General features: G+C 38.8%; 16 protein-coding genes and 1 tRNA gene. 4 read left to right on the top strand and 13 right to left on the bottom strand.

What is annotated here, in order from left to right; translation table 11 throughout:
* Nucleotides 1-7: 7 nt before the first annotated feature.
* Nucleotides 8-79, top strand: a tRNA-Arg gene (locus QOW94_RS00615).
* A gap of 243 nt (nt 80-322) precedes the next feature.
* Here QOW94_RS00615 and QOW94_RS00610 read toward each other — a convergent pair.
* From QOW94_RS00610 to QOW94_RS00600, 3 genes are read right to left on the bottom strand one after another with little or no spacing between them, the layout of a single operon-like run.
* Nucleotides 323-643: an ATP-binding cassette domain-containing protein gene (locus QOW94_RS00610; RefSeq protein WP_283678107.1), complete on the bottom strand. Its 321-nt coding sequence runs from the start codon at nt 641-643 to the stop codon at nt 323-325.
* A complete protein-coding gene (locus QOW94_RS00605) occupies nt 630-1,961 on the bottom strand; it encodes an ABC transporter transmembrane domain-containing protein (RefSeq protein ID WP_283678106.1) in 1,332 nt (443 codons plus the stop codon). The genes QOW94_RS00610 and QOW94_RS00605 overlap by 14 nt, the downstream gene beginning before the upstream one ends.
* Nucleotides 1,954-3,567 (bottom strand): ATP-binding cassette domain-containing protein, encoded by a 1,614-nt coding sequence (locus QOW94_RS00600; RefSeq protein WP_283678105.1) that lies wholly within the window; start codon nt 3,565-3,567, stop codon nt 1,954-1,956. The genes QOW94_RS00605 and QOW94_RS00600 overlap by 8 nt, the downstream gene beginning before the upstream one ends.
* A 668-nt stretch (nt 3,568-4,235) precedes the next feature.
* Between QOW94_RS00600 and QOW94_RS00595 the strand changes: the two genes are divergently transcribed.
* Entirely contained in the window at nt 4,236-4,637 is a 402-nt protein-coding gene (locus tag QOW94_RS00595) for an acyl-CoA thioesterase (protein ID WP_283678161.1), read from the top strand.
* Between the two features lie 3 nt (nt 4,638-4,640).
* Here the strand turns inward: QOW94_RS00595 and QOW94_RS00590 are convergent, their stop codons facing one another.
* The 4 genes from QOW94_RS00590 to QOW94_RS00575 all read right to left on the bottom strand — a co-directional run bounded on the left by QOW94_RS00590 (nt 4,641) and on the right by QOW94_RS00575 (nt 7,510).
* Nucleotides 4,641-5,816, bottom strand: coding sequence for an MDR family MFS transporter (locus QOW94_RS00590; RefSeq protein ID WP_283678160.1), 1,176 nt, complete (start codon nt 5,814-5,816; stop codon nt 4,641-4,643).
* A 127-nt stretch (nt 5,817-5,943) separates the two neighbouring features.
* A complete protein-coding gene (locus tag QOW94_RS00585; protein ID WP_283678104.1) occupies nt 5,944-6,135 on the bottom strand; it encodes a hypothetical protein in 192 nt (63 codons plus the stop codon).
* Nucleotides 6,136-6,236: 101 nt separating this feature from the next.
* Nucleotides 6,237-6,521, bottom strand: a complete 285-nt coding sequence (locus tag QOW94_RS00580; RefSeq protein ID WP_283678103.1) for a type II toxin-antitoxin system Phd/YefM family antitoxin — start codon at nt 6,519-6,521, stop codon at nt 6,237-6,239.
* 80 nt (nt 6,522-6,601) lie between these two features.
* On the bottom strand, nt 6,602-7,510 hold the full coding sequence (locus QOW94_RS00575; RefSeq protein ID WP_283678102.1) for a VOC family protein: 909 nt from the start codon (nt 7,508-7,510) through the stop codon (nt 6,602-6,604).
* A 173-nt stretch (nt 7,511-7,683) separates the two neighbouring features.
* Here QOW94_RS00575 and QOW94_RS00570 point away from each other — a divergent pair, with 173 nt between their 5' ends.
* A complete protein-coding gene (locus QOW94_RS00570) occupies nt 7,684-8,295 on the top strand; it encodes an ATP-dependent Clp protease proteolytic subunit (RefSeq protein ID WP_283678159.1) in 612 nt (203 codons plus the stop codon).
* A 176-nt stretch (nt 8,296-8,471) separates the two neighbouring features.
* Nucleotides 8,472-9,851: a sugar porter family MFS transporter gene (locus tag QOW94_RS00565; RefSeq protein WP_283678101.1), complete on the top strand. Its 1,380-nt coding sequence runs from the start codon at nt 8,472-8,474 to the stop codon at nt 9,849-9,851.
* Between the two features lie 67 nt (nt 9,852-9,918).
* Here QOW94_RS00565 and whiA read toward each other — a convergent pair whose 3' ends face one another.
* The 6 genes from whiA to trxB form a co-directional block, all read right to left on the bottom strand.
* A complete protein-coding gene (gene whiA / locus QOW94_RS00560) occupies nt 9,919-10,860 on the bottom strand; it encodes a DNA-binding protein WhiA (protein ID WP_283678100.1) in 942 nt (313 codons plus the stop codon).
* A gap of 16 nt (nt 10,861-10,876) precedes the next feature.
* Complete coding sequence (mgfK, locus tag QOW94_RS00555) at nt 10,877-11,872, bottom strand: gluconeogenesis morphogenetic factor MgfK (RefSeq protein ID WP_283678099.1); 996 nt, start codon at nt 11,870-11,872, stop codon at nt 10,877-10,879.
* Nucleotides 11,872-12,756 carry an RNase adapter RapZ gene (gene rapZ / locus QOW94_RS00550; RefSeq protein WP_283678098.1) on the bottom strand — a complete coding sequence of 295 codons (885 nt, stop codon included), beginning with the start codon at nt 12,754-12,756 and terminating at the stop codon, nt 11,872-11,874. Before rapZ ends, mgfK begins: the two co-directional genes overlap by 1 nt.
* Before the next feature lie 151 nt (nt 12,757-12,907).
* Nucleotides 12,908-15,754 (bottom strand): excinuclease ABC subunit UvrA, encoded by a 2,847-nt coding sequence (gene uvrA / locus QOW94_RS00545; RefSeq protein WP_502867222.1) that lies wholly within the window; start codon nt 15,752-15,754, stop codon nt 12,908-12,910.
* Between the two features lie 23 nt (nt 15,755-15,777).
* A complete protein-coding gene (uvrB, locus tag QOW94_RS00540) occupies nt 15,778-17,781 on the bottom strand; it encodes an excinuclease ABC subunit UvrB (RefSeq protein WP_283678096.1) in 2,004 nt (667 codons plus the stop codon).
* A 130-nt stretch (nt 17,782-17,911) separates the two neighbouring features.
* Nucleotides 17,912-18,859: a thioredoxin-disulfide reductase gene (gene trxB, locus QOW94_RS00535; protein ID WP_283678095.1), complete on the bottom strand. Its 948-nt coding sequence runs from the start codon at nt 18,857-18,859 to the stop codon at nt 17,912-17,914.
* Nucleotides 18,860-18,888 lie beyond the last annotated feature (29 nt).

Raw genomic sequence — 18,888 nt, 5'->3', positions numbered from 1 at the left:
TGTAGTTGCGCCTGTAGTGTAATGGATCGCACGTAAGATTCCGGTTCTTGAAATGGGGGTTCGATTCCCTCCAGGCGCATTTAAAAGTTTCACAACTCTATAAATCAACTAAAGCCTATTGTCATATCGGCTTTTTTATTTGTTCTAAATTCTACAAGCGCTTAAATGTTTAATTCTTATTCTTTTATGCATTATCTATTAATTAACTAATTTTCGAAAAGACTTGGATTATGAATATGCAAAAAAGCCCGGCTAATAGCCGGACTTTTTTTAGTTTTGGAGTAATGATCAAATACACAACTGTATTCTCTTAATCCAATTATTAACTTATCTTCCTTAGAGCCGAATTTTTCAATTCATAATTTGTCATCCATTTTTTTAGTCGTTCAGACCTATGAGTAACTATAATTACTGATAAATCAAGTGTTTGAATAATATTCTCAAATTCAACAGCAGAGCCTTCATCTAAGTTTGCAGTTGGTTCATCTAATAATAGTAAATTAGTTGAAGTAACTAATGCCCGCGCTAACCCAATTTTTTGAATCTGCCCGGACGATAAATTGCTGCCATTGTTTGAAACTAGCAATGTTTGACTTTTCTTAGGTAAACATTCTACAAAATCATAAAGATCAGCCTGCTTCAATATTTGAATATTTTTTTTTATTCACTCTTCTCCCTAGCAAAATATTCTCTTTCAGGGAAAGATTAAATAGTTTAACCTGCTGGGGAACATATGATAGCCGTATTTGAGACGGTTGTAATTGCTTATTGTTTTCATCAAGATAATATGCCTCACCTATGCTAGGCCTCTTAAACCCTAATAAAAGGTCTAATAATGTACTTTTGCCTACTCCACTAGGACCGGTAATTAAAATCTTAGCAAAATTGTCTACTCGCCAATTAACGGTGACATCGTTGAGAACTTGCTTGCTTGAGTTAGGGTAATGATAGCCAATATCTTTCATGACGATTTCTTTCGCTGGGACCTTCGAAACGGTGTTTTGGGCTGTCTTATCATTCTGCCTTAACAATTGAAAAATACGTTGTGATGAAACCCTGCCTCTTAGTAACTGACTATATAACGAGGGCATCGTGTAAAAAATCCACAGGAAGTTGCTATTCAGTACATTAAACCCCATAAACTGCCCTATCGTAATTTTCGACTTTGCTACAAACACCAAACTAATGATGAGGATCGTAACATCAAATACAAACCCTGTACCAACACTGACACTACCCACTAGATGTTCATTGCGGGCGTTTTCCAGCTGACTTTGAGTAAATTTATTATATTTATTTGCAAACATCTTTTCGGCAAATTTTTGAGCTTTCATAGTGTACAAAAGCACTTTAGCATTGAATAATTGCAGAAGTATTGTTTGCATACTGTCTTGATCTTGCTGACGTTTTTGTTGATTTTTTAAAATTAACTTACCAGTATATTTGGGAATAATCATAGACGTTAATCCCAAAAGCAGAACAATAATTGTCAGTAAAGGTGAAACTATCATGCCAAACACAAAAGCGGCTGAGAAGGAAGTCAATCCTGCAAAAAAATCAGTTAGGGTAACGGATAATGCTTGAGAAATAAGAGGAGCATCTGAATTACACAGCGACAACCATGATCCAGAATCATAATTAGGATTCTGTTCGACAATATTTTTATTTGAATAGTCTATGATTTCATCGGTAAGTTGATTTTCAAGTTTTAAACTTAAAATCCCCTCTTTTATCTTAACGTGGCGGTGAAGAACCCCAATGACTACACCAACTGCTGACAGCACTACCGCAGCTATAGCAAAAGTGGTCATCGATACCTGTTGAAGTAGTTGGACAAAGTAATTCAATGAATATGCAAGCAGAAACTCTAAAATAGATATCACAACCACAGTCACCAACAACGGACGATAACCCAATCGTTTTAGAACATTCCAATAATAGTTGATAGTTTTCTTATTCATTCAAACCACCTACCCTAATAATTCCGTCTGTGCTTTTCACAAAATCATATGTATGGGTCACAATGATGATACCCATATTAGAAGATAACTTTCTAAGAAGTTCCATTAGTGTCTTTTGAGTATCAAAATCAATGTCAGAAAACGGCTCGTCAAGTACTAAGAACTGTCTATTCAACAATAGGGCTCTTGCAATAGCCAACCGTCTGATCTGCCCTTTAGAGAAATTAGTATCCTCACCAACAACACTTTTTAATCCCTTTGGGAGTTCTTTTATTGTCTCCCACATGTTTACTTTTGAAAGCACTTCTATAACTTTTGCTTTATCTATTGGCTTATCCAGTGTCAAATTAGAATTAATCGTGTTTGAAAACAATTGCCCTTTCTGCGGGACAAAAGCTGATTGACCATTTAAAGAAGGCAAAACCATCTTCTGCTTTGTATTAACAACAATTGACCCACTAAAATTCGGTAATACTCCCTGTAATATGCTAAGTAGCGTAGTTTTTCCAGCACCATTTTTACCAACGATAAATGTAATTTTCTTTGCCGCAATGTGGAAGGAAAGGTCTTTTATAGCGACTGCTTGATTGTTTGGGTACTTATAGGTTATCTGTTTTGCCTCAATATCAGTTATATCTACCTCGGAGTCGTTTCCGCCAACATCAGTTGTTGTACCTTGATAAATAAAATTATTGCGGATCCTTTTCATGGATGCCTGCTGTTGTGCCATAAATGACAACACAATCGGCAAGGATAAGAATGGATCAAACACCGATCCAATCCCCACATTCCAAATTCCTAACATAACATCAAATCTAAGCTGTTGCATATTTACTAACAGAAGACCGATGGATAAGGCCATAATTTCTACCACGTATATCCCACCGCGGACGATTCCCGCACTTGAAGACGTGGCCGTTACATCTTTCTCTAAAGAGCGCTGCTTATATTGATATAGTCTATTGTTTACTGATAGCACCCAGTTTCGGACGTTAAAGACTCGAATAATCGGTAAATTATTGTATACATCTGGAATAAAGTTTTTCTGATTATCATCGTCCTTTTGGAACTCTACTCGAAACTCAACATCTTTAACATAATAGTATCGAGATATCACATAGATAATGATACCAATAGTGCTATAAACAATTCCAAAAATCCAAGAATTAATAAATGTATACGTCAAGCCACCAGTGATTATCATCAAAAAATCTATCGTTGGCATTAGCCCCATCATAAAATAGTTGGCTACGTTATTTGCATCTTGGTTGACTAAATTGACCATTGTTCCATTGTCTTGAGTAAGATCAACTTTCATTAACGCGCTAGAAATCAACCCCTTGGCAACATATTCAACAATTCGTTTTTTTAATCTTTCTGAATACATAGAATAAAAATAGTAGATCAGGGCATATAGCAGAGAAGCAAGAACTAGGATAAACAATATTTTATAAAGAGCTAAAATCTGCTTATCCAGTGCCGCTCCAACTCCAAATTGAATCATGATCGATACGAATACATTAAATCCATTTATATAAATTTTGCTAATCAATAACGGAATATAGTCTTTTGGACGGATAAATTTCAACAGCTGTGTTTCACTCATATAAATCACCAACTTTCAAGTGGCAAGAATAAATTGATTACTCTTATTCAAAGTACAAACAATCAGTAACACATGTGTAATTAGAATTTAGCTGGTGGTGTTTTAGTTTTGTATGTAAGCGCTAAGAAGTTTGAGTTTATACAGATAATTTACCGTTAATTAAGTGTGTTTTTTGAAATCAATATTTTTTCAATGGTATCTCCTCCAAACCGCTTAGGTACGCTGTTATTACAAACATAATAGTTCCCTCTCAAAAAAATGTAAACATTTAAATGAGATTTAATTTAATTAAATTCTGTTTTAACTAATTTGATTAGATATAAGCTAATAATAATCAATACTTTCAACGGCTTATGCTTTCAGTTTGATATGGAATAAAGCATGAGTGCTTGAAAACAATAGATTTTAATCTCCTATCTCCACTTAATGATATTTATTTTGACCGATTGAGCGGTAAAGCGACAATAGAATTTTTTGGAAGCAAAAAGCCCGCCCCCAATTGAATTTTGGACAAGGGTCTTAATAATTTAAATCTAGCAAGTATTTAAACGCCTAATTTTTCAAGTCGTTTCAAAGTATTAACCTTCTCTTATTGAATTTTTTCTATTGACAGCCATTAATCACATGGGCTTACAATTAAATCACAAATCAGGAGGACAATAACTATGATTACTACATACAAACATCAAGTTCAGTATTACGAAACCGACAGAATGCAGATCACTCACCACTCAAATTACATTCGTTACATGGAAGAAGCCAGAACTGACTTTCTTAACAAGATTGGCTGGCCATTCGATAAGCTCGAGCAGCAGGGAATTACCTCCCCAGTGGCTTCCGTTACTGGAAAGTACATTAAGCCAACAGATTTTCCTGACGTAATCACTATCACCACAGAAGTTGAAGATGTCAAAGTTGCTAAACTAACATTGAAGTACCAAATGAAAGTTGACAATGTTTTGGTTTTTGAAGGTAAAAGTGAACATGGATTCCTTGATAAAAACGGCAAAATCATAAATATTAAACGGCGAATCCCTGAGTTTTACCAAGCCTTACTAGCCACAAAATAATATCTATCTGTAAGTCTTTAGGCGTGGCTTTACACTTTGCCAAGTAAATGCGATCCAAATAAAAATAATCAAGTTGAACGTAGCTGCAATTATAAACAAAGCTGAATACGATTGAAGGTCAATAACCAGGCCACCGAATAGCGGACCAATTGCCCGACCACTTGATGCCCACGCATTGATTAGGCCCTGATACTTTCCCTTGACCTCCACTGGAGTCAAAACGTTAACAATCGCAGGAATCGTTGGCATAGCTGTCGCTTCTCCAATCGTTAAAACGATCATTGCAATCACAAACTGGTAATAATCCTTTGCAAAGATCAGGACAAAAAATGAAATAGCAAACATTAAAACACCAAATAAAATTTGAAATAATAAATTTTCATGATATCTTGAGATCCAGTTTATAACCACCTGAGTAATAACAATCAGCCCTGCATTCAGCGTCCATAAAATGCTATAAGCACTCAGTGGAATCCCTTGAGTAGTCATGTATACCGACAAATTTGAAACCCATTGTTGATACATCACCCAGATAATGAGCAGTGAAACAAAAAAAGTATACAAAATAATCAAATTAGGTTTTGGCACAAAGTTACTCTTTATTCCTTTATTGTTCCTGATTAGAGCCTTTGAGCCTTTGTTTGCTGCCGGCTTGTATTTAGTCACAACAATTATCAGAAAAACAGCGTACAGAGTGCTGGCAATAATAAATAGCAAGGTAACACTGATTCCATATACAAAGCCCACTAGTGATGTTCCCAAAACAATTCCAATATTCTGGGCAAAGTAAAGGGCGTTAAACACATACCTAGTATCTTGACCCTTGATGTTCGAACCGATTGCGTTAACCATTGTAATGTTCCAGCCCGATGTTAGCCCGTTTACGAATAGCAAAAAACCAAAAATTGGCCACCCATGAAATGGAATTAAAAGTAATAACACTGCCAGCGTGACAATCACGCTAGCTATCAGCAGTTTGTATGGATTAAACCGATCATACATATGGCCACCGATATAACTACCAACAACGCTAGCCAGTGAATTGAATAGGAGGACTATTCCCACGATTGTGAGCGAAACTCCTAACCTATTATGTAAATAAACACTTGTAAGTGGCCAAATAAAACTCATTCCAATGCTACTGGTAAATGACCCAATTGCTAACCACTTTAATTTCATCTCTGCCACAGTAAAAATTCTCCTTAATTAAAAGTTGCCAAAGCATATCCTAATAATTATAGATTATTTCTAATAAAAAAAGCTAGTCTCTTTTGAATAGACTAGCGATCAAAATCAGCTGAAAAGATTACCTTTTGTCAGCCGCCTTCTTCATATTGTTGTGAACTACCAAAATCAACGTAATTAAGAGCATTCCAACCGAAGCAACACTAAACAGAGTGTTTAAAATCGGAATTAGATCAACAGCAATTATTACTTGAAAGAAAGCTGATAACAAAATTAAAGTTAATGAAATTCTTTTTAAAGACCATTTTCTCATACAAGCGGGTCCCTCCAATTTGGTTACCAACATCCTAACATAAATAAAAAAAAGAAGGAATCCAAGATAACGGCTGTGCGTCAACCCGAATTCCTTCGTAACTATTCTCTTGTTTTTTCTAATAAATAAATTTTTTCAATTAAATCATCATAGTCATTTTGACTAAGGAGCACCACTTTCCGGTTATCATCACCCGTAACGGTAATTCGCCGAGACGACTTACTAACATTGTGCACATAGTCGCCAACGTTTTTAATAAAATCAGCAACATCAACTGACTGCATAACTTTATCTTTCGATGATTGAGGTTCCATTTCAGCCAGTGATTTCTTCAAAAAATCTTGGTTTTCTTCTGAATAAAACGGATCGCTATTCCCCGGTTTCATAGTGATCCCTCCCCCCTATTGTTTGACTAAATTTTAACATTTTTTAGCCCAAAAATGGGGTTTCGTGCCCTTTATTTTCACTAATTATTCTCAGCAAAATCAATTCCATCACGACTATAGTATTCCATGATTTCATCACGTTTACCTTCGAATTTTGGAGGTAAGCCCAGACTGCTACCCATTGTCAATATTGGTTCATCCAAACTGAAGCCTGGTCCCATCGTGGCCAGCTCAATTCTGTTATCACCTGGGTCCCTAACATACAGGCTCTTGAACCACCCACGATCAGTTAATTCTTCGATATTCAGATGTTGATCCTTCGCCTTTTGATAATAGCTGTCCAAAACCTCTTGATTCTCTACCGCTAGGGCAAAATGGTCAATACTACCCTTGCCAAATCTACTTTTAGTAGCACCCGAATCAGTCTGATATAACTCAATACTCTGATTATTTGTTAATTTAACGACATTATTATCAACGGCTAATCCTAACCAATTGTGGAAAAACTCACCAGTAGCTTTAGGATCCAGAATATGAAGTTCGGTCCCCAATAGTCTAGTTATTTGATACTGAGGTTCGATACCATTATTCGGAACGATTCTCCATTCTGTTAGAACTTCATCAGTTTCCACCATTTTAATTTCAATCTCTTCAGGGTCGGCAAATTTTAGTCCATAATCAGTTTTTTCGGCCTTGATATTTTCAGCCGCTAATCTATCAATCCAGAAAGACGAGCTCCCTTTTGGAATAGACAATCTAAACCCGCTAAAGAAATGATTACCATCAGTCCTTTGCCCAAGTAAAGGCAGAACAAAAAACGTTACTACTGACCCTGGAGTTCCTAAGTAGTCCCCATAAAACAGGTGACGCACTTTAATATTTTCCTGATTGACGGTATTCTTTATCAAGCGCATCCCTAATACCCTAGTATAAAAATCAATATTTTGTTTTGCATCCTTGGTCAAAAGTGAAATATGATGAGTTTGCATTATTTAAATCCTCCCCGTTTGCTTTCCTAAATTATAACATTTAGAATGTAAACTCTTTCAAAATAAGCCTAGCGGTCACCTATGGTAAAAAGGGGCAAACCATTTGACCTTTTTTGACCTTTCGAGTAAACTATTATCGTGAACTTGGTAGAGACCATCTATCACAAAAACAAATAAGGAGGCATTCTTCTATGAATTTAGTGCCAACCGTTATTGAACAATCATCAGGCGGTGAACGTGCATATGACATCTACTCTCGTTTGTTGAAAGACCGAATCATTATGTTATCAGGCCCTATCGAAGACGACATGGCAAACGCCATCATTGCACAATTACTATTCTTGGATGCTCAAGATTCTGAAAAAGATATTTACCTTTACATCAACTCACCTGGTGGAGTTATTACATCAGGAATGGCAATTTACGATACAATGAACTTCATTAAAGCTGACGTTCAAACTATCGTTATGGGAATGGCTGCTTCTATGGCCTCAGTTCTAGCATCATCAGGAACTAAGGGTAAGCGATTCGCATTGCCACACGCACAGGTTCTTATTCACCAACCATCAGGTGGTGCTCAAGGACAACAAACTGAAATTGAAATTGCTGCTGAAGAGATTCTAAAGGCTCGTAAGATGATCAACGAACTCTTAGCTGAGAATTCTGGTCAATCAATCAACCGAGTTAATAAAGATACTGAACGGGATCATTACTTAACTGCCCAAGAGGCCGTTGATTATGGTTTGCTTGACGGTATTATGAACTCAAGTAGTGAGAAAAAATAATCTAATTATCTTTCAACCGGAGTCTATTTTGACTTCGGTTTTTTTGTGCTTGTTTATAAGTGTAACCGTTTGCCTAGCCGATAATTTTGAGTAAAATTTAATGTGAGTCACCGGTATTTACCATTGTTCTGCAATTATTTAACCGATGATCAAATTGAACGAAAAGAGGAATTATAATGGCAAAAAAACAGCTTAACACCTCTGTTATTTTCTTCATAGGTGCGTTAGGTGGTCTGCTATTTGGATTTGATACTGGAATTATTTCTGGTGCTTCCCCGTTGATTGAAACCAACTTTCAACTCAACGTTGAGCAAACCGCTTTTATAACATCATCAGTGTTGATTGGTTCTTCTGTTGGTGCCCTTTCAATCGGTCCATTATCAGATAAATTTGGCCGCAAAAAACTATTAATTGTCGCTTCAATTTTATTTCTAATTGGATCTACAATGTCGATGTTAGCGGTGGGCTTTGTTTCAATGATTGTTGCCCGAATTATCCTTGGATTAGCAGTTGGTTCGGCTTCAGCTTTAACCCCTGCGTATCTGGCGGAATTGGCGGATGCACCTCATCGTGGCTCCTTAGGAACAATGTTTCAATTAATGCTGACCTTTGGTATTTTGATGGCTTATGTTTCTAACCTAGGATTTCTGCACCACAATTTGCTTGGAATGCGGGACTGGCGGTGGATGCTTGGATCTGCTTTGATTCCTGCCTTGATTCTATTTTTCGGCTCAATCGTCCTACCGGAATCCCCTCGTTACCTTGTTGAAAAAGGAAATATTGACGAAGCTAGGTCAGTTCTGAATAATTTAAGAAAAAACAATCCAGACGAGGATCCAGAAAAGGAATTAAAAGAAATTCAATTAGTTGCTAATCAACCACACGGCGGAATTAAGGAGTTATTCACGATAGCCCGCCCTGCCGTAATCGTTGCTGTGGGTTTAATGTTCCTCCAACAACTAGTGGGAATTAATTCTGTCATCTACTTCCTACCACAAGTCTTTATCAAAGCGTTTAGTTTCCCTGAAGGAGATGCAATTTGGATTTCCGTGTTCATTGGAGTTGTAAACTTTCTTTGCACCGTTGTGGCATACAAAATTATGGATAAATTTGACCGAAAGAAGATTCTTCTCTTTGGTTCAATCGTAATGGCCCTAGCAATTGGAATTCTTTCAGTTCTCAACTTTACGATGAACGTCAAACAGGTTGCCGTGCCAACAATTATCCTTATTGCTTTTTACATCCTCGGTTTTGCCGTTTCTTGGGGACCAATTGCTTGGTTAATGATTGGTGAAATTTTCCCACTAAACGTGCGGGGAATTGGTGCCTCAATTGGTTCAGCAGCCAACTGGATCGGTAACTTTATCGTTTCTCAATTTTTCTTAGTACTTCTTGATGCGTTCCATAATAATATTGGTGGCCCATTCGGAGTATTTACCTTCTTCGCAATTCTATCAATTTTCTTCGTAATTTATGTTGTCCCTGAAACAAGGGGTAAAACACTAGAGGATATTGAGCTTGAAATGCGTAAAAAGCAGGGCGAAAAAATCAAATAACAAAATTCTAAATAACAAATAAAAACAGCTGATAGTTGGCAATCAAATTGCCAATTACAGCTGTTTTTTATACTTCAACGCGACCTTCATTAATCTTTTCGGCCACTTCGTTGATTTTCCTTAGTCGGTGATTAACTCCTGATTTTGAAATCGGCCCACCCGGAACAATTTCACCTAACTCTTTCAAGCTAACTTCAGGGTGTTCTAACCTTGTCCTAGCAATCTGAGCTAACTTATCTGGTAGCTTCTCAATCCCCATTGATTCATCAATCAGTTTGATACTCTCAATTTGCTTACTTGCAGCATTTGCGACTTTGTTCAGATTAGCATTTTCGCAATTGACCAACCGGTTTACAGAGTTTCTCATATCCCGAACAATTCTAATATCCTCAAACTTCAGCATTGAACTGGTTGCACCAATTAGCTGCAAAAAGTCCGCTATCTTCTCGGCTTCTTTTAGATAAGTGATGTATCCACTCCGTCGTTTGGTAGTCCGTGCGGGCAAATGGTACTTCTGCATCAGCTCCGCAATCATATCGTTCTGGTTTTCATACAATGAATATATTTCAAGATGATATCTAGATGTTTCAGGATTATTCACCGAACCACCAGCCAAAAAAGCTCCTCTCAAATATGATCTAATTTGGCCATCATTCTTCAACACTGATTCAGGTAGTCGATCTACCAGTTGAACACCATCAAAGATATTTAAATCTCCTAGTAATTCCGTTGCCTTATCAGCAACCCGTAAAATATACAGGTTATTTTTCTTCAGTTTCATTTTTTTCCGGACACTAAGTTCCCCGGTAATCCCATAAAACTTCGTTAGCAACTGGTACACCCGTCTAGCAATCGCCGGATTTTCGGATGCTACGTTTAGTACAAAGTGGTGGTTTTTTATTGTCAATGTCCCGTTCATTCTTATAAGTGCCATCAGCTCAGCCTTAGCATTATCTCTGTGAACGGTTAAGGATGTTAATTCCTTCTTGACTTCACTTGCATATGACAAACGGCCACCTCCTTAATTATTCGTTTGGTCTGCCAATTAAGTTGATTAACTCATCAGCAACTTCCTGACCATTATGAAACGCTCCCCGATCCTTCAGTTCAAGAAAGTCAGCCGAGATAACTCGACAACCCATTGCTCGTAAACCTTCAAAATCGTGTTTCACTGGTTGTGATACTTCGTTCCATTTTTTGAAATCAATATACTCACTTGGAACTTCCTTTATGTTAACAAGAACTGTATCGATAAAATTCATTCCAAGATGATCGTTCAGCACCCGAACATGATCTGCCTCGGTGAAGTTTTCCGTTTCACCTTTTTGGGTCATGATATTACATATATACACAACATCGGCGCTGGTCAACCGAAGGGCTTCACCAACGTTTTCAATCATCAAATTTGGCAAGATACTGGTGAATAAGCTACCAGGGCCTAGGACGATTTGATCTGCCTGCATTATGGCATCAATCACCTCATCAACAGCTTCTGGTTTGCCGTCACCATCGGTTTTTTCAACCCAAACTCGTTTGATCAACTTATCAGCCGCAGTAATTTCAGATTCCCCACTTAAGGTAGTCCCATCACTAAATTCAGCATTCAGTTCGAGTGGAGTATTTGCCGCTGGGTAAATATGGCCATCAACTTCCATCGCTTTGCTAAGATACTGCACAGCATCAAAGATACCACTCTTCATCTCAGATAAGGCAGCGATAATTAGATTACCGATCGCATGACCGGCAAAAAACTGGTCTTCACTTTTGAATCGATACTGGAATAAATCAAGAACCGTCTTTGGTAGTTCAGACAATGCCACCATGACATTTCTAATATCTCCAGGCGGCACAACGTTAATATAATTTCTTAAAATTCCGGATGAGCCCCCATCATCCGCAACCGTCACGATGGCAGTAATATCGACATTCCGATTTTTTAAATTTTTTAGGATAACTGGTAAACCAGTTCCTCCGCCAATCACAACAATTTTTGGCTTATGACTGACTAATGCGTTATACATTAATCTCCCCCCTTTTGCTTAATGCGACTGATATCCCGGTGCGTAATATTAACTGGGTATTTCTCTTTCAAATCACTCGCAAGTTTTTCAGCAATGGTTACCGACCGATGCTGGCCCCCCGTACAACCAATTGCAATTGTTAAGCTAGACTTACCTTCAGCCTTGTAACCCGGTAGTGTGAACTCAATCAAATCATGAAGTTTATCATAAAATTCATGAGCTCCATCGGACTGCATGACAAAATCACTAACGTCCTTATCAAGACCAGTTTCGTAGCGCATCTTTGGATCATAGTACGGATTTGGTAAGAACCTTACATCCATAACGATATCCGCATCTAAAGGCAAGCCGTACTTAAAACCAAATGACATTACCTCAACGTGAAAAGAGGTAGTTGTAGTCGTTGATTGAAAGTTATGAAAAATCTCTTCTCTCAGCTGCCGTGGTGCCAAATTTGTTGTATCAACAACTAAATCCGCCGCCTTTTTGATGTTAGCGAGCAGGTCTCGTTCCTGTCTGATTCCATCAATCACCCGACCATTACGAGCCAGTGGATGCGACCTTCTGGATTCCTTATAGCGCGAAACTAGTTTAGCATCTGACGACTCTAGAAAAATCAAATCAACTGAGTTTTTGGTATCTTCCTTCAGTCGTTCGTTCATATCTAAAATTTCTTCATAAAAAACTTGAGATCTCAAATCTACCACTAAAGCAATTCGATTGATTTCTCTTTCTGAACTAATCAAGTCCATAAACTTTGGCAATAAAGTTGGTGGCATGTTATCAACAACAAAATAACCCAAGTCTTCGAAACTCTGGGCAGCGACAGTTTTTCCTGCGCCACTCATTCCGGTAATTATCACAAACCGATTATTTAAAGCCATTGCAATGTCCTTTCGTTAACAAACTCGTTTCAGTATAACATACCGGGCGTTCCGTTTTAAGTCAAACCGCTTAATATAAACAATAATATAACTTTTCACCCAAAAATAAAAAAGTCAGCTCTCTTTGATAAAGAAGCTGACACACTACTAGTTACTTATTCTGTTTAGTTAATGCCATATCTCGCTTTAAAACTGGTTTTAGATACTGACCGGTGTAACTACTTTCAACCTCAGCAACTTCTTCAGGCGTTCCCGTAGCAACAATAGTACCGCCACCATCGCCACCTTCTGGGCCTAGGTCAATCAAATAATCAGCACTCTTAATAACATCAAGATTATGCTCAATAATTAATACGGTGTTTCCTTGATCAACTAACTGTTGAAGTACTCCCAGCAGCTTTCTAATATCCTCACTATGAAGACCAGTCGTTGGCTCATCAAGAATATAGAAATTATTACCAGCTGATTTTTTATGCAATTCAGAAGCCAACTTCATTCGTTGAGCCTCACCACCTGACAACGTGGTTGCCGGTTGACCCAAAGAAACGTAACCAAGGCCAACATCTTTAATGGTTTCTAGTTTCCGAGAAATCTTTGGAATGGCAGCGAAGAAATCAAGTGCTTCATCCACGGTCATATCAAGAACATCAGCGATGTTTTTTCCCTTATATTCCACTTCCAAGGTCTCAGCATTGTACCGTTTTCCATGACAAACCTCACACGGAACGTAAACATCTGGTAGGAAGTTCATCTCAATTTTGAGAATTCCATCCCCATGACAGGTTTCACAGCGACCACCCTTAATGTTGAAGGAGAACCGGCCCTTCTTATAGCCCCTAAGTTTTGCATCGTTAGTACTTGCAAACAAGTCCCTAATATCGTCAAATACCCCCGTATAAGTTGCGGGATTACTCCTAGGCGTTCGGCCAATTGGGGTTTGATCAATATTAATAATTTTTTCAATGTTCTTATAGCCAGAAATAGACTTGTATGCACCCGGCTTTTCAGAGTTCCGGTTGATTTTTTGAGCCAGTGCTTTTTTCAAAATGTCATTAACTAGCGTTGATTTTCCAGATCCAGAAACCCCCGTTACCACAACGAACTCGCCTAGGGGAAAATCAACTTTCAAATCCTTCAGGTTGTTTTCACTAGCGCCTGTAACGGTAATTTTCTTACCATTTCCAGTTCTCCTAGTTTCTGGAACCGGAATAAATTTCTTCCCAGCCAAATACTGACCAGTGATTGATTCTTGAACTTTTTCAACCTCTTCTGGGGTACCTGTAGCCATTACATGACCACCGGCTTGACCGGCACCTGGGCCGATATCAACAATATAATCAGCAGCCCGCATTGTGTCTTCATCATGCTCAACAACCACTAGTGTATTTCCAAGGTCTCTCATATTCTTAAGCGATTGAATCAATCGGTCATTATCTCGCTGATGTAATCCAATTGAAGGCTCATCAAGGATATATAAAACTCCAGTCAAGTTTGAGCCGATTTGGGTAGCCAGCCGAATTCGTTGAGCTTCACCACCTGAAAGCGTCCGAGCAGACCGCGATAAGGTCAAATAATCCAACCCAACATTTTGAAGGAACGTTAAGCGATCGCTTATTTCCTTAATAATCGGTTGAGCAATCATCGTGTTTTGTTCACCGAAAGTTACCTGATCAAAAAAATTTAATTCCTTGATGATATTTAATGCAGACACCTCTGCAATATTTTGACCATCGACCTTCACAGCCAATGCTTTCCGATTCAATCTAAATCCATGACAAGTAGCACAGGTCAACTCAGTCATATATTGGCCTAATTGATCCCGCACAAAATCAGATGAAGTGTTGTGGTATCGACGATCAACGTTATTGACAACCCCTTCAAATGGGCCATCAACATCCCTAATTCCACCAAAATCACTCTGTAAGTGAAAATGATATATCTTTGCCTTGGCACCGTACAAAATTAATTCTCGCTGCTTTTTGGGCAACTTTTTGAATGGCGTATCCATGTCAATATTTTCTTCCCGGCATACCTGCTCAAGCATGTTAGGGTAGTACTTTGAACTTGAAGAGTTCCATGGGGCAACAGCTCCCTCATTAATCGACTTATCCGCATCAGGGATAATCAGGTCAGGGTCCACCTCAAGTTTCATTCCTAAACCGTCACAGTCCGGACAAGCCCCAAGGGGTGAGTTGAATGAAAAAAGTCTTGGTTCTAATTCGCCAACAGTAAACCCACATACTGGACAAGCATAATGTTCAGAAAACATCAGTGGGTCTCGTTCACCCAAGAAATCCGCGATTGCGTAACCACCTGACAGCCTTAATGCAGCTTCAAGTGAATCAGATAGCCGATTGTTAATGCCGTCCTTAACGATGATTCTATCAATAATGATGTTGATATCGTGCTGTTTGTTCTTCTCTAACTCAATCGAGTCGTCAATATCGTAAGTTTCCCCATCAACTTGTACCCGGACAAACCCCTCACGTTTGATTTTCTCAAAGATTTTTTTATGTTCACCTTTTTTACCACGAACAATTGGCGACAAAATCTGAAGTTTGGTTCTCTCCGGAAGTGCCAAAATTTGGCTGATCATCTGGTCAACTGATTGACTCGAAATGACCGTCCCATCGTTTGGACAAATTGGTGTGCCGACTCTGGCCCACAACAATCGCAAATAATCATTGATTTCAGTGACTGTCCCAACAGTTGAACGCGGGTTTTTGGATGTTGTCTTCTGATCGATTGAGATTGCGGGACTGAGCCCCTCAATTGAATCAACATCCGGTTTATCCATTTGCCCCAAAAACTGGCGGGCATATGACGATAAACTTTCGACATATCGGCGTTGACCTTCAGCATAAAGAGTATCAAAAGCCAATGAACTCTTTCCAGAGCCTGACAAACCGGTCATTACAACTAATTTGTTCTTTGGAATGGTTACATCAATATTTTTTAGATTATGCGCTCGCGCACCGCGAATCACAATGTTATTCATTACCACGTTTGCAAGTCCCCTTTTTAGTGCATCTCACCCTTAAGCTCAATAATCGTATCTCTTAGGGTTGCTGCTTGTTCAAAGTCTAATTCCTTGGCGGCGTTCTTCATTTCAGCATCAAGACGCTTAATCATTGCTTGTTGATCCTTCTTTGACATTTGCTGGAAGTCACTTTCAACAAAGTCATCCTTTTCACCGGTATCGCCAGTTTCTTTCGTCGATGAAATAACATCCCTAATCTCCTTCTTGATTGTATGGGGTGTAATTCCATGTTCCTTATTGTACTGCTCTTGAATTGCCCGGCGACGAGCAGTTTCATCAATGGCTACCTTCATTGAATCCGTTACCTGATCAGCATACATAATAACCATTCCGTTTTCATTTCTAGCTGCCCGACCAATCGTTTGAATCAACGACCGCTCATTACGAAGGAAACCTTCCTTATCAGCATCAAGAATGGCCACAAGCGAAACTTCAGGAACATCAATTCCTTCACGAAGAAGATTGATTCCAACCAAAACATCAAACTTCCCAAGTCTTAAATCACGTAAGATTTGAGTTCGCTCTAATGTTTTGATATCAGAATGAAGATACTTAACCTTAATGCCCAAGTCTTTCATATAATCAGTTAGATCTTCAGCCATTTTCTTAGTTAGAGTCGTAACAAACACCCGCTCATTACGCTCAACTCGCTTATTGATTTCACCAACCAAATCATCCATTTGCCCCATAATTGGCCTTACATCAATAATTGGATCCAGTAATCCAGTAGGCCGAATAATTTGTTGAACGACTTTATCAGTTTGAGCTTCTTCATAAGGACCTGGAGTGGCAGACATATAAATCACTTGGTTAACATGTTTCTCAAACTCTTCCAACTTCAAAGGTCGGTTATCTAAAGCGCTTGGCAACCGAAAACCGTAATCCACTAATTGTTGCTTTCTTGCTCGGTCACCGTTATACATTCCTCTGATTTGAGGCATCGTTTGGTGAGACTCGTCAACGACCATTAAAAAATCCTGTGGAAAGAAATCGAGCAACGTAAATGGTGGGTAACCAGGCTCACGCCGATCCATGAACCGAGAGTAGTTTTCGATTCCGCTGGTATAGCCCATTTCACGCATCATTTCAATATCGTACGTAGTTCGCTGTTGAAGACGTTGAGCTTCGAGAAGCTTACCTTCAGCTTCAAACTTCTTCACCTGCTGTTCCATTTCCTCTTTGATTTCTGGGAGGGCCTTGTTCATAATGTCATCACTCGTCAAAAAGTGGGTGGCGGGGAAGATTGCGACGTGTTCCCGATCGCCAACGATTTCACCCGTCAATACATCAACTTCCCTGATTCGATCGATTTCGTCACCAAAGAATTCAATTCTTAGTGCGTGGTCATCGAGGGAAGCAGGAAATACTTCAACCACATCTCCATGAACTCTGAACCGACCGCGTTGAAAATCAATGTCATTTCTATCAAACTGAATTGAAACTAGTTGACGCAACAAATAATCCCGGTCAATTTGCTGGCCGACTCTTAATGACACAACGTGGTTTTTATACTCAATTGGACTACCTAGTCCGAAGATTGATGATACTGAAGCAACAACGATTACATCATTTCTCTCCAACAGCGAACTAGTTGCTGAATGCCGAAGTTTATCAATTTCATCATTGATCGAGGAATCTTTTTCAATGTACGTATCACTTGAAGGAACATAGGCCTCGGGTTGGTAATAATCATAGTAAGACACAAAGTATTCCACCGCATTATTGGGGAAGAACTCTTTGAACTCACTATATAACTGACCAGCTAACGTTTTGTTATGCGATAAAACCAGCGTTGGTTTATTAACCTGAGCGATTACATTAGAAATCGTAAACGTCTTACCAGTCCCGGTCGCTCCAAGTAAAATCTGAGCTTTGTCACCATCATTGATTCCTTGTACCAATTCTGAGATTGCTTGAGGTTGATCCCCAGTTGGTTTGTATTTAGATACTAAATCGAATTTTTTATCATCTTGACGCTCTATCAAGGTTACGCCCCCTATTCGGACTTAAAACTTACAGCAAATAAAAAAGGCATCAGCAAAACCAGGTTTTGTTTCAGCCTTACTAACAAAAGTATTTTACCATACGAACATACTTTCGCCAATTAAATTAAAATTATGCTTGTTGCTTTGCCTTGTTTGAATTAAGTTCTTCAATATACTTAAAAACTTGTTGGCCGGCAAGACCACCATCGCCAACAGCAGTTGTGATTTGACGAAGTTCTTTTTCACGAACATCACCGATCGCAAAGATACCAGGAATTGATGTTTCCATGTGATCATTCGTTGGAATCCAACCATTTTCATCAGTGATTCCTAGGTCCTTGAATGGGTCGGTCATTGGTAACAAACCAACGTAAATAAAGGCACCAGAAGCATCAACAACTGACTCTTCATTCGTTTGGTTGTTTACTACCTTAACACCAGAAACCTTTGCGCCATCACCTAAAACTTCAACAACGTTTGAGTTCCAAATAAAGTTGATTTTTTCGTCAGCAAAAGCTCTATCCTGAATAACCTTTTGAGCTCTCAACTGATCACGACGATGAATCACAGTGACGCTGTTGACAATCTTTGATAGATAGAGACTTTCTTCGATTGCGGAGTCACCACCACCCACAACAACAACGTCTTTATTTCTAAAGAATGCACCATCACATACGGCACAGTAGGAAACACCCTTGCCACCGTATTCTTTCTCACCAGGCACTCCAAGTTTCTTATACTCAGAACCAGTGGCAATCACGACAGCCTTGGCCTCAATCTCATCACTGTCAGTCTTAATAAGCTTTACTTCACCCTTATCTTCGATTGACTCAACGGAACCATAAACGTATTCTGCTCCAAAGTTGATTGAGCCGTCATACATTTGTTGAGCAAGGTCTGGGCCCATAACTGATTTAAAACCAGGGTAATTTTCAATTTCGGCCGTATTGTTCATTTGGCCACCGTAAATTCCCCGATCAATCATTGCTACTGATAAATTTGCTCTTGAAGCATAAAGAGCTGCTGTCATTCCACCAGGGCCAGCACCAATCACTACTACATCATAACTTTTTGCCATTATGGTCCCTCCTGTTTTTTATCCTTGAT

The sequence above is a fragment of the Lentilactobacillus sp. Marseille-Q4993 genome (assembly GCF_951230165.1).
Taxonomy (GTDB): Bacteria; Bacillota; Bacilli; order Lactobacillales; family Lactobacillaceae; genus Lentilactobacillus.
Note: the sequence above shows the minus strand (reverse complement) of the source record. Positions and strands in the feature narration are given on the sequence as shown.

Excerpts from the sequence above, each read along its gene's own strand:
- QOW94_RS00605 (WP_283678106.1), bottom strand. The coding sequence starts at position 1,961 with ATGAATAAGAAAACTATCAACTATTATTGGAATGTTCTAAAACGATTG.
- QOW94_RS00600 (WP_283678105.1), bottom strand. The coding sequence starts at position 3,567 with ATGAGTGAAACACAGCTGTTGAAATTTATCCGTCCAAAAGACTATATT.
- QOW94_RS00590 (WP_283678160.1), bottom strand. The coding sequence starts at position 5,816 with ATGAAATTAAAGTGGTTAGCAATTGGGTCATTTACCAGTAGCATTGGA.
- QOW94_RS00585 (WP_283678104.1), bottom strand. The coding sequence starts at position 6,135 with ATGAGAAAATGGTCTTTAAAAAGAATTTCATTAACTTTAATTTTGTTA.
- QOW94_RS00580 (WP_283678103.1), bottom strand. The coding sequence starts at position 6,521 with ATGAAACCGGGGAATAGCGATCCGTTTTATTCAGAAGAAAACCAAGAT.
- QOW94_RS00575 (WP_283678102.1), bottom strand. The coding sequence starts at position 7,510 with ATGCAAACTCATCATATTTCACTTTTGACCAAGGATGCAAAACAAAAT.
- QOW94_RS00565 (WP_283678101.1), top strand. The coding sequence starts at position 8,472 with ATGGCAAAAAAACAGCTTAACACCTCTGTTATTTTCTTCATAGGTGCG.
- mgfK (WP_283678099.1), bottom strand. The coding sequence starts at position 11,872 with ATGTATAACGCATTAGTCAGTCATAAGCCAAAAATTGTTGTGATTGGC.
- rapZ (WP_283678098.1), bottom strand. The coding sequence starts at position 12,756 with ATGGCTTTAAATAATCGGTTTGTGATAATTACCGGAATGAGTGGCGCA.
- uvrA (WP_502867222.1), bottom strand. The coding sequence starts at position 15,754 with ATGAATAACATTGTGATTCGCGGTGCGCGAGCGCATAATCTAAAAAAT.
- trxB (WP_283678095.1), bottom strand. The coding sequence starts at position 18,859 with ATGGCAAAAAGTTATGATGTAGTAGTGATTGGTGCTGGCCCTGGTGGA.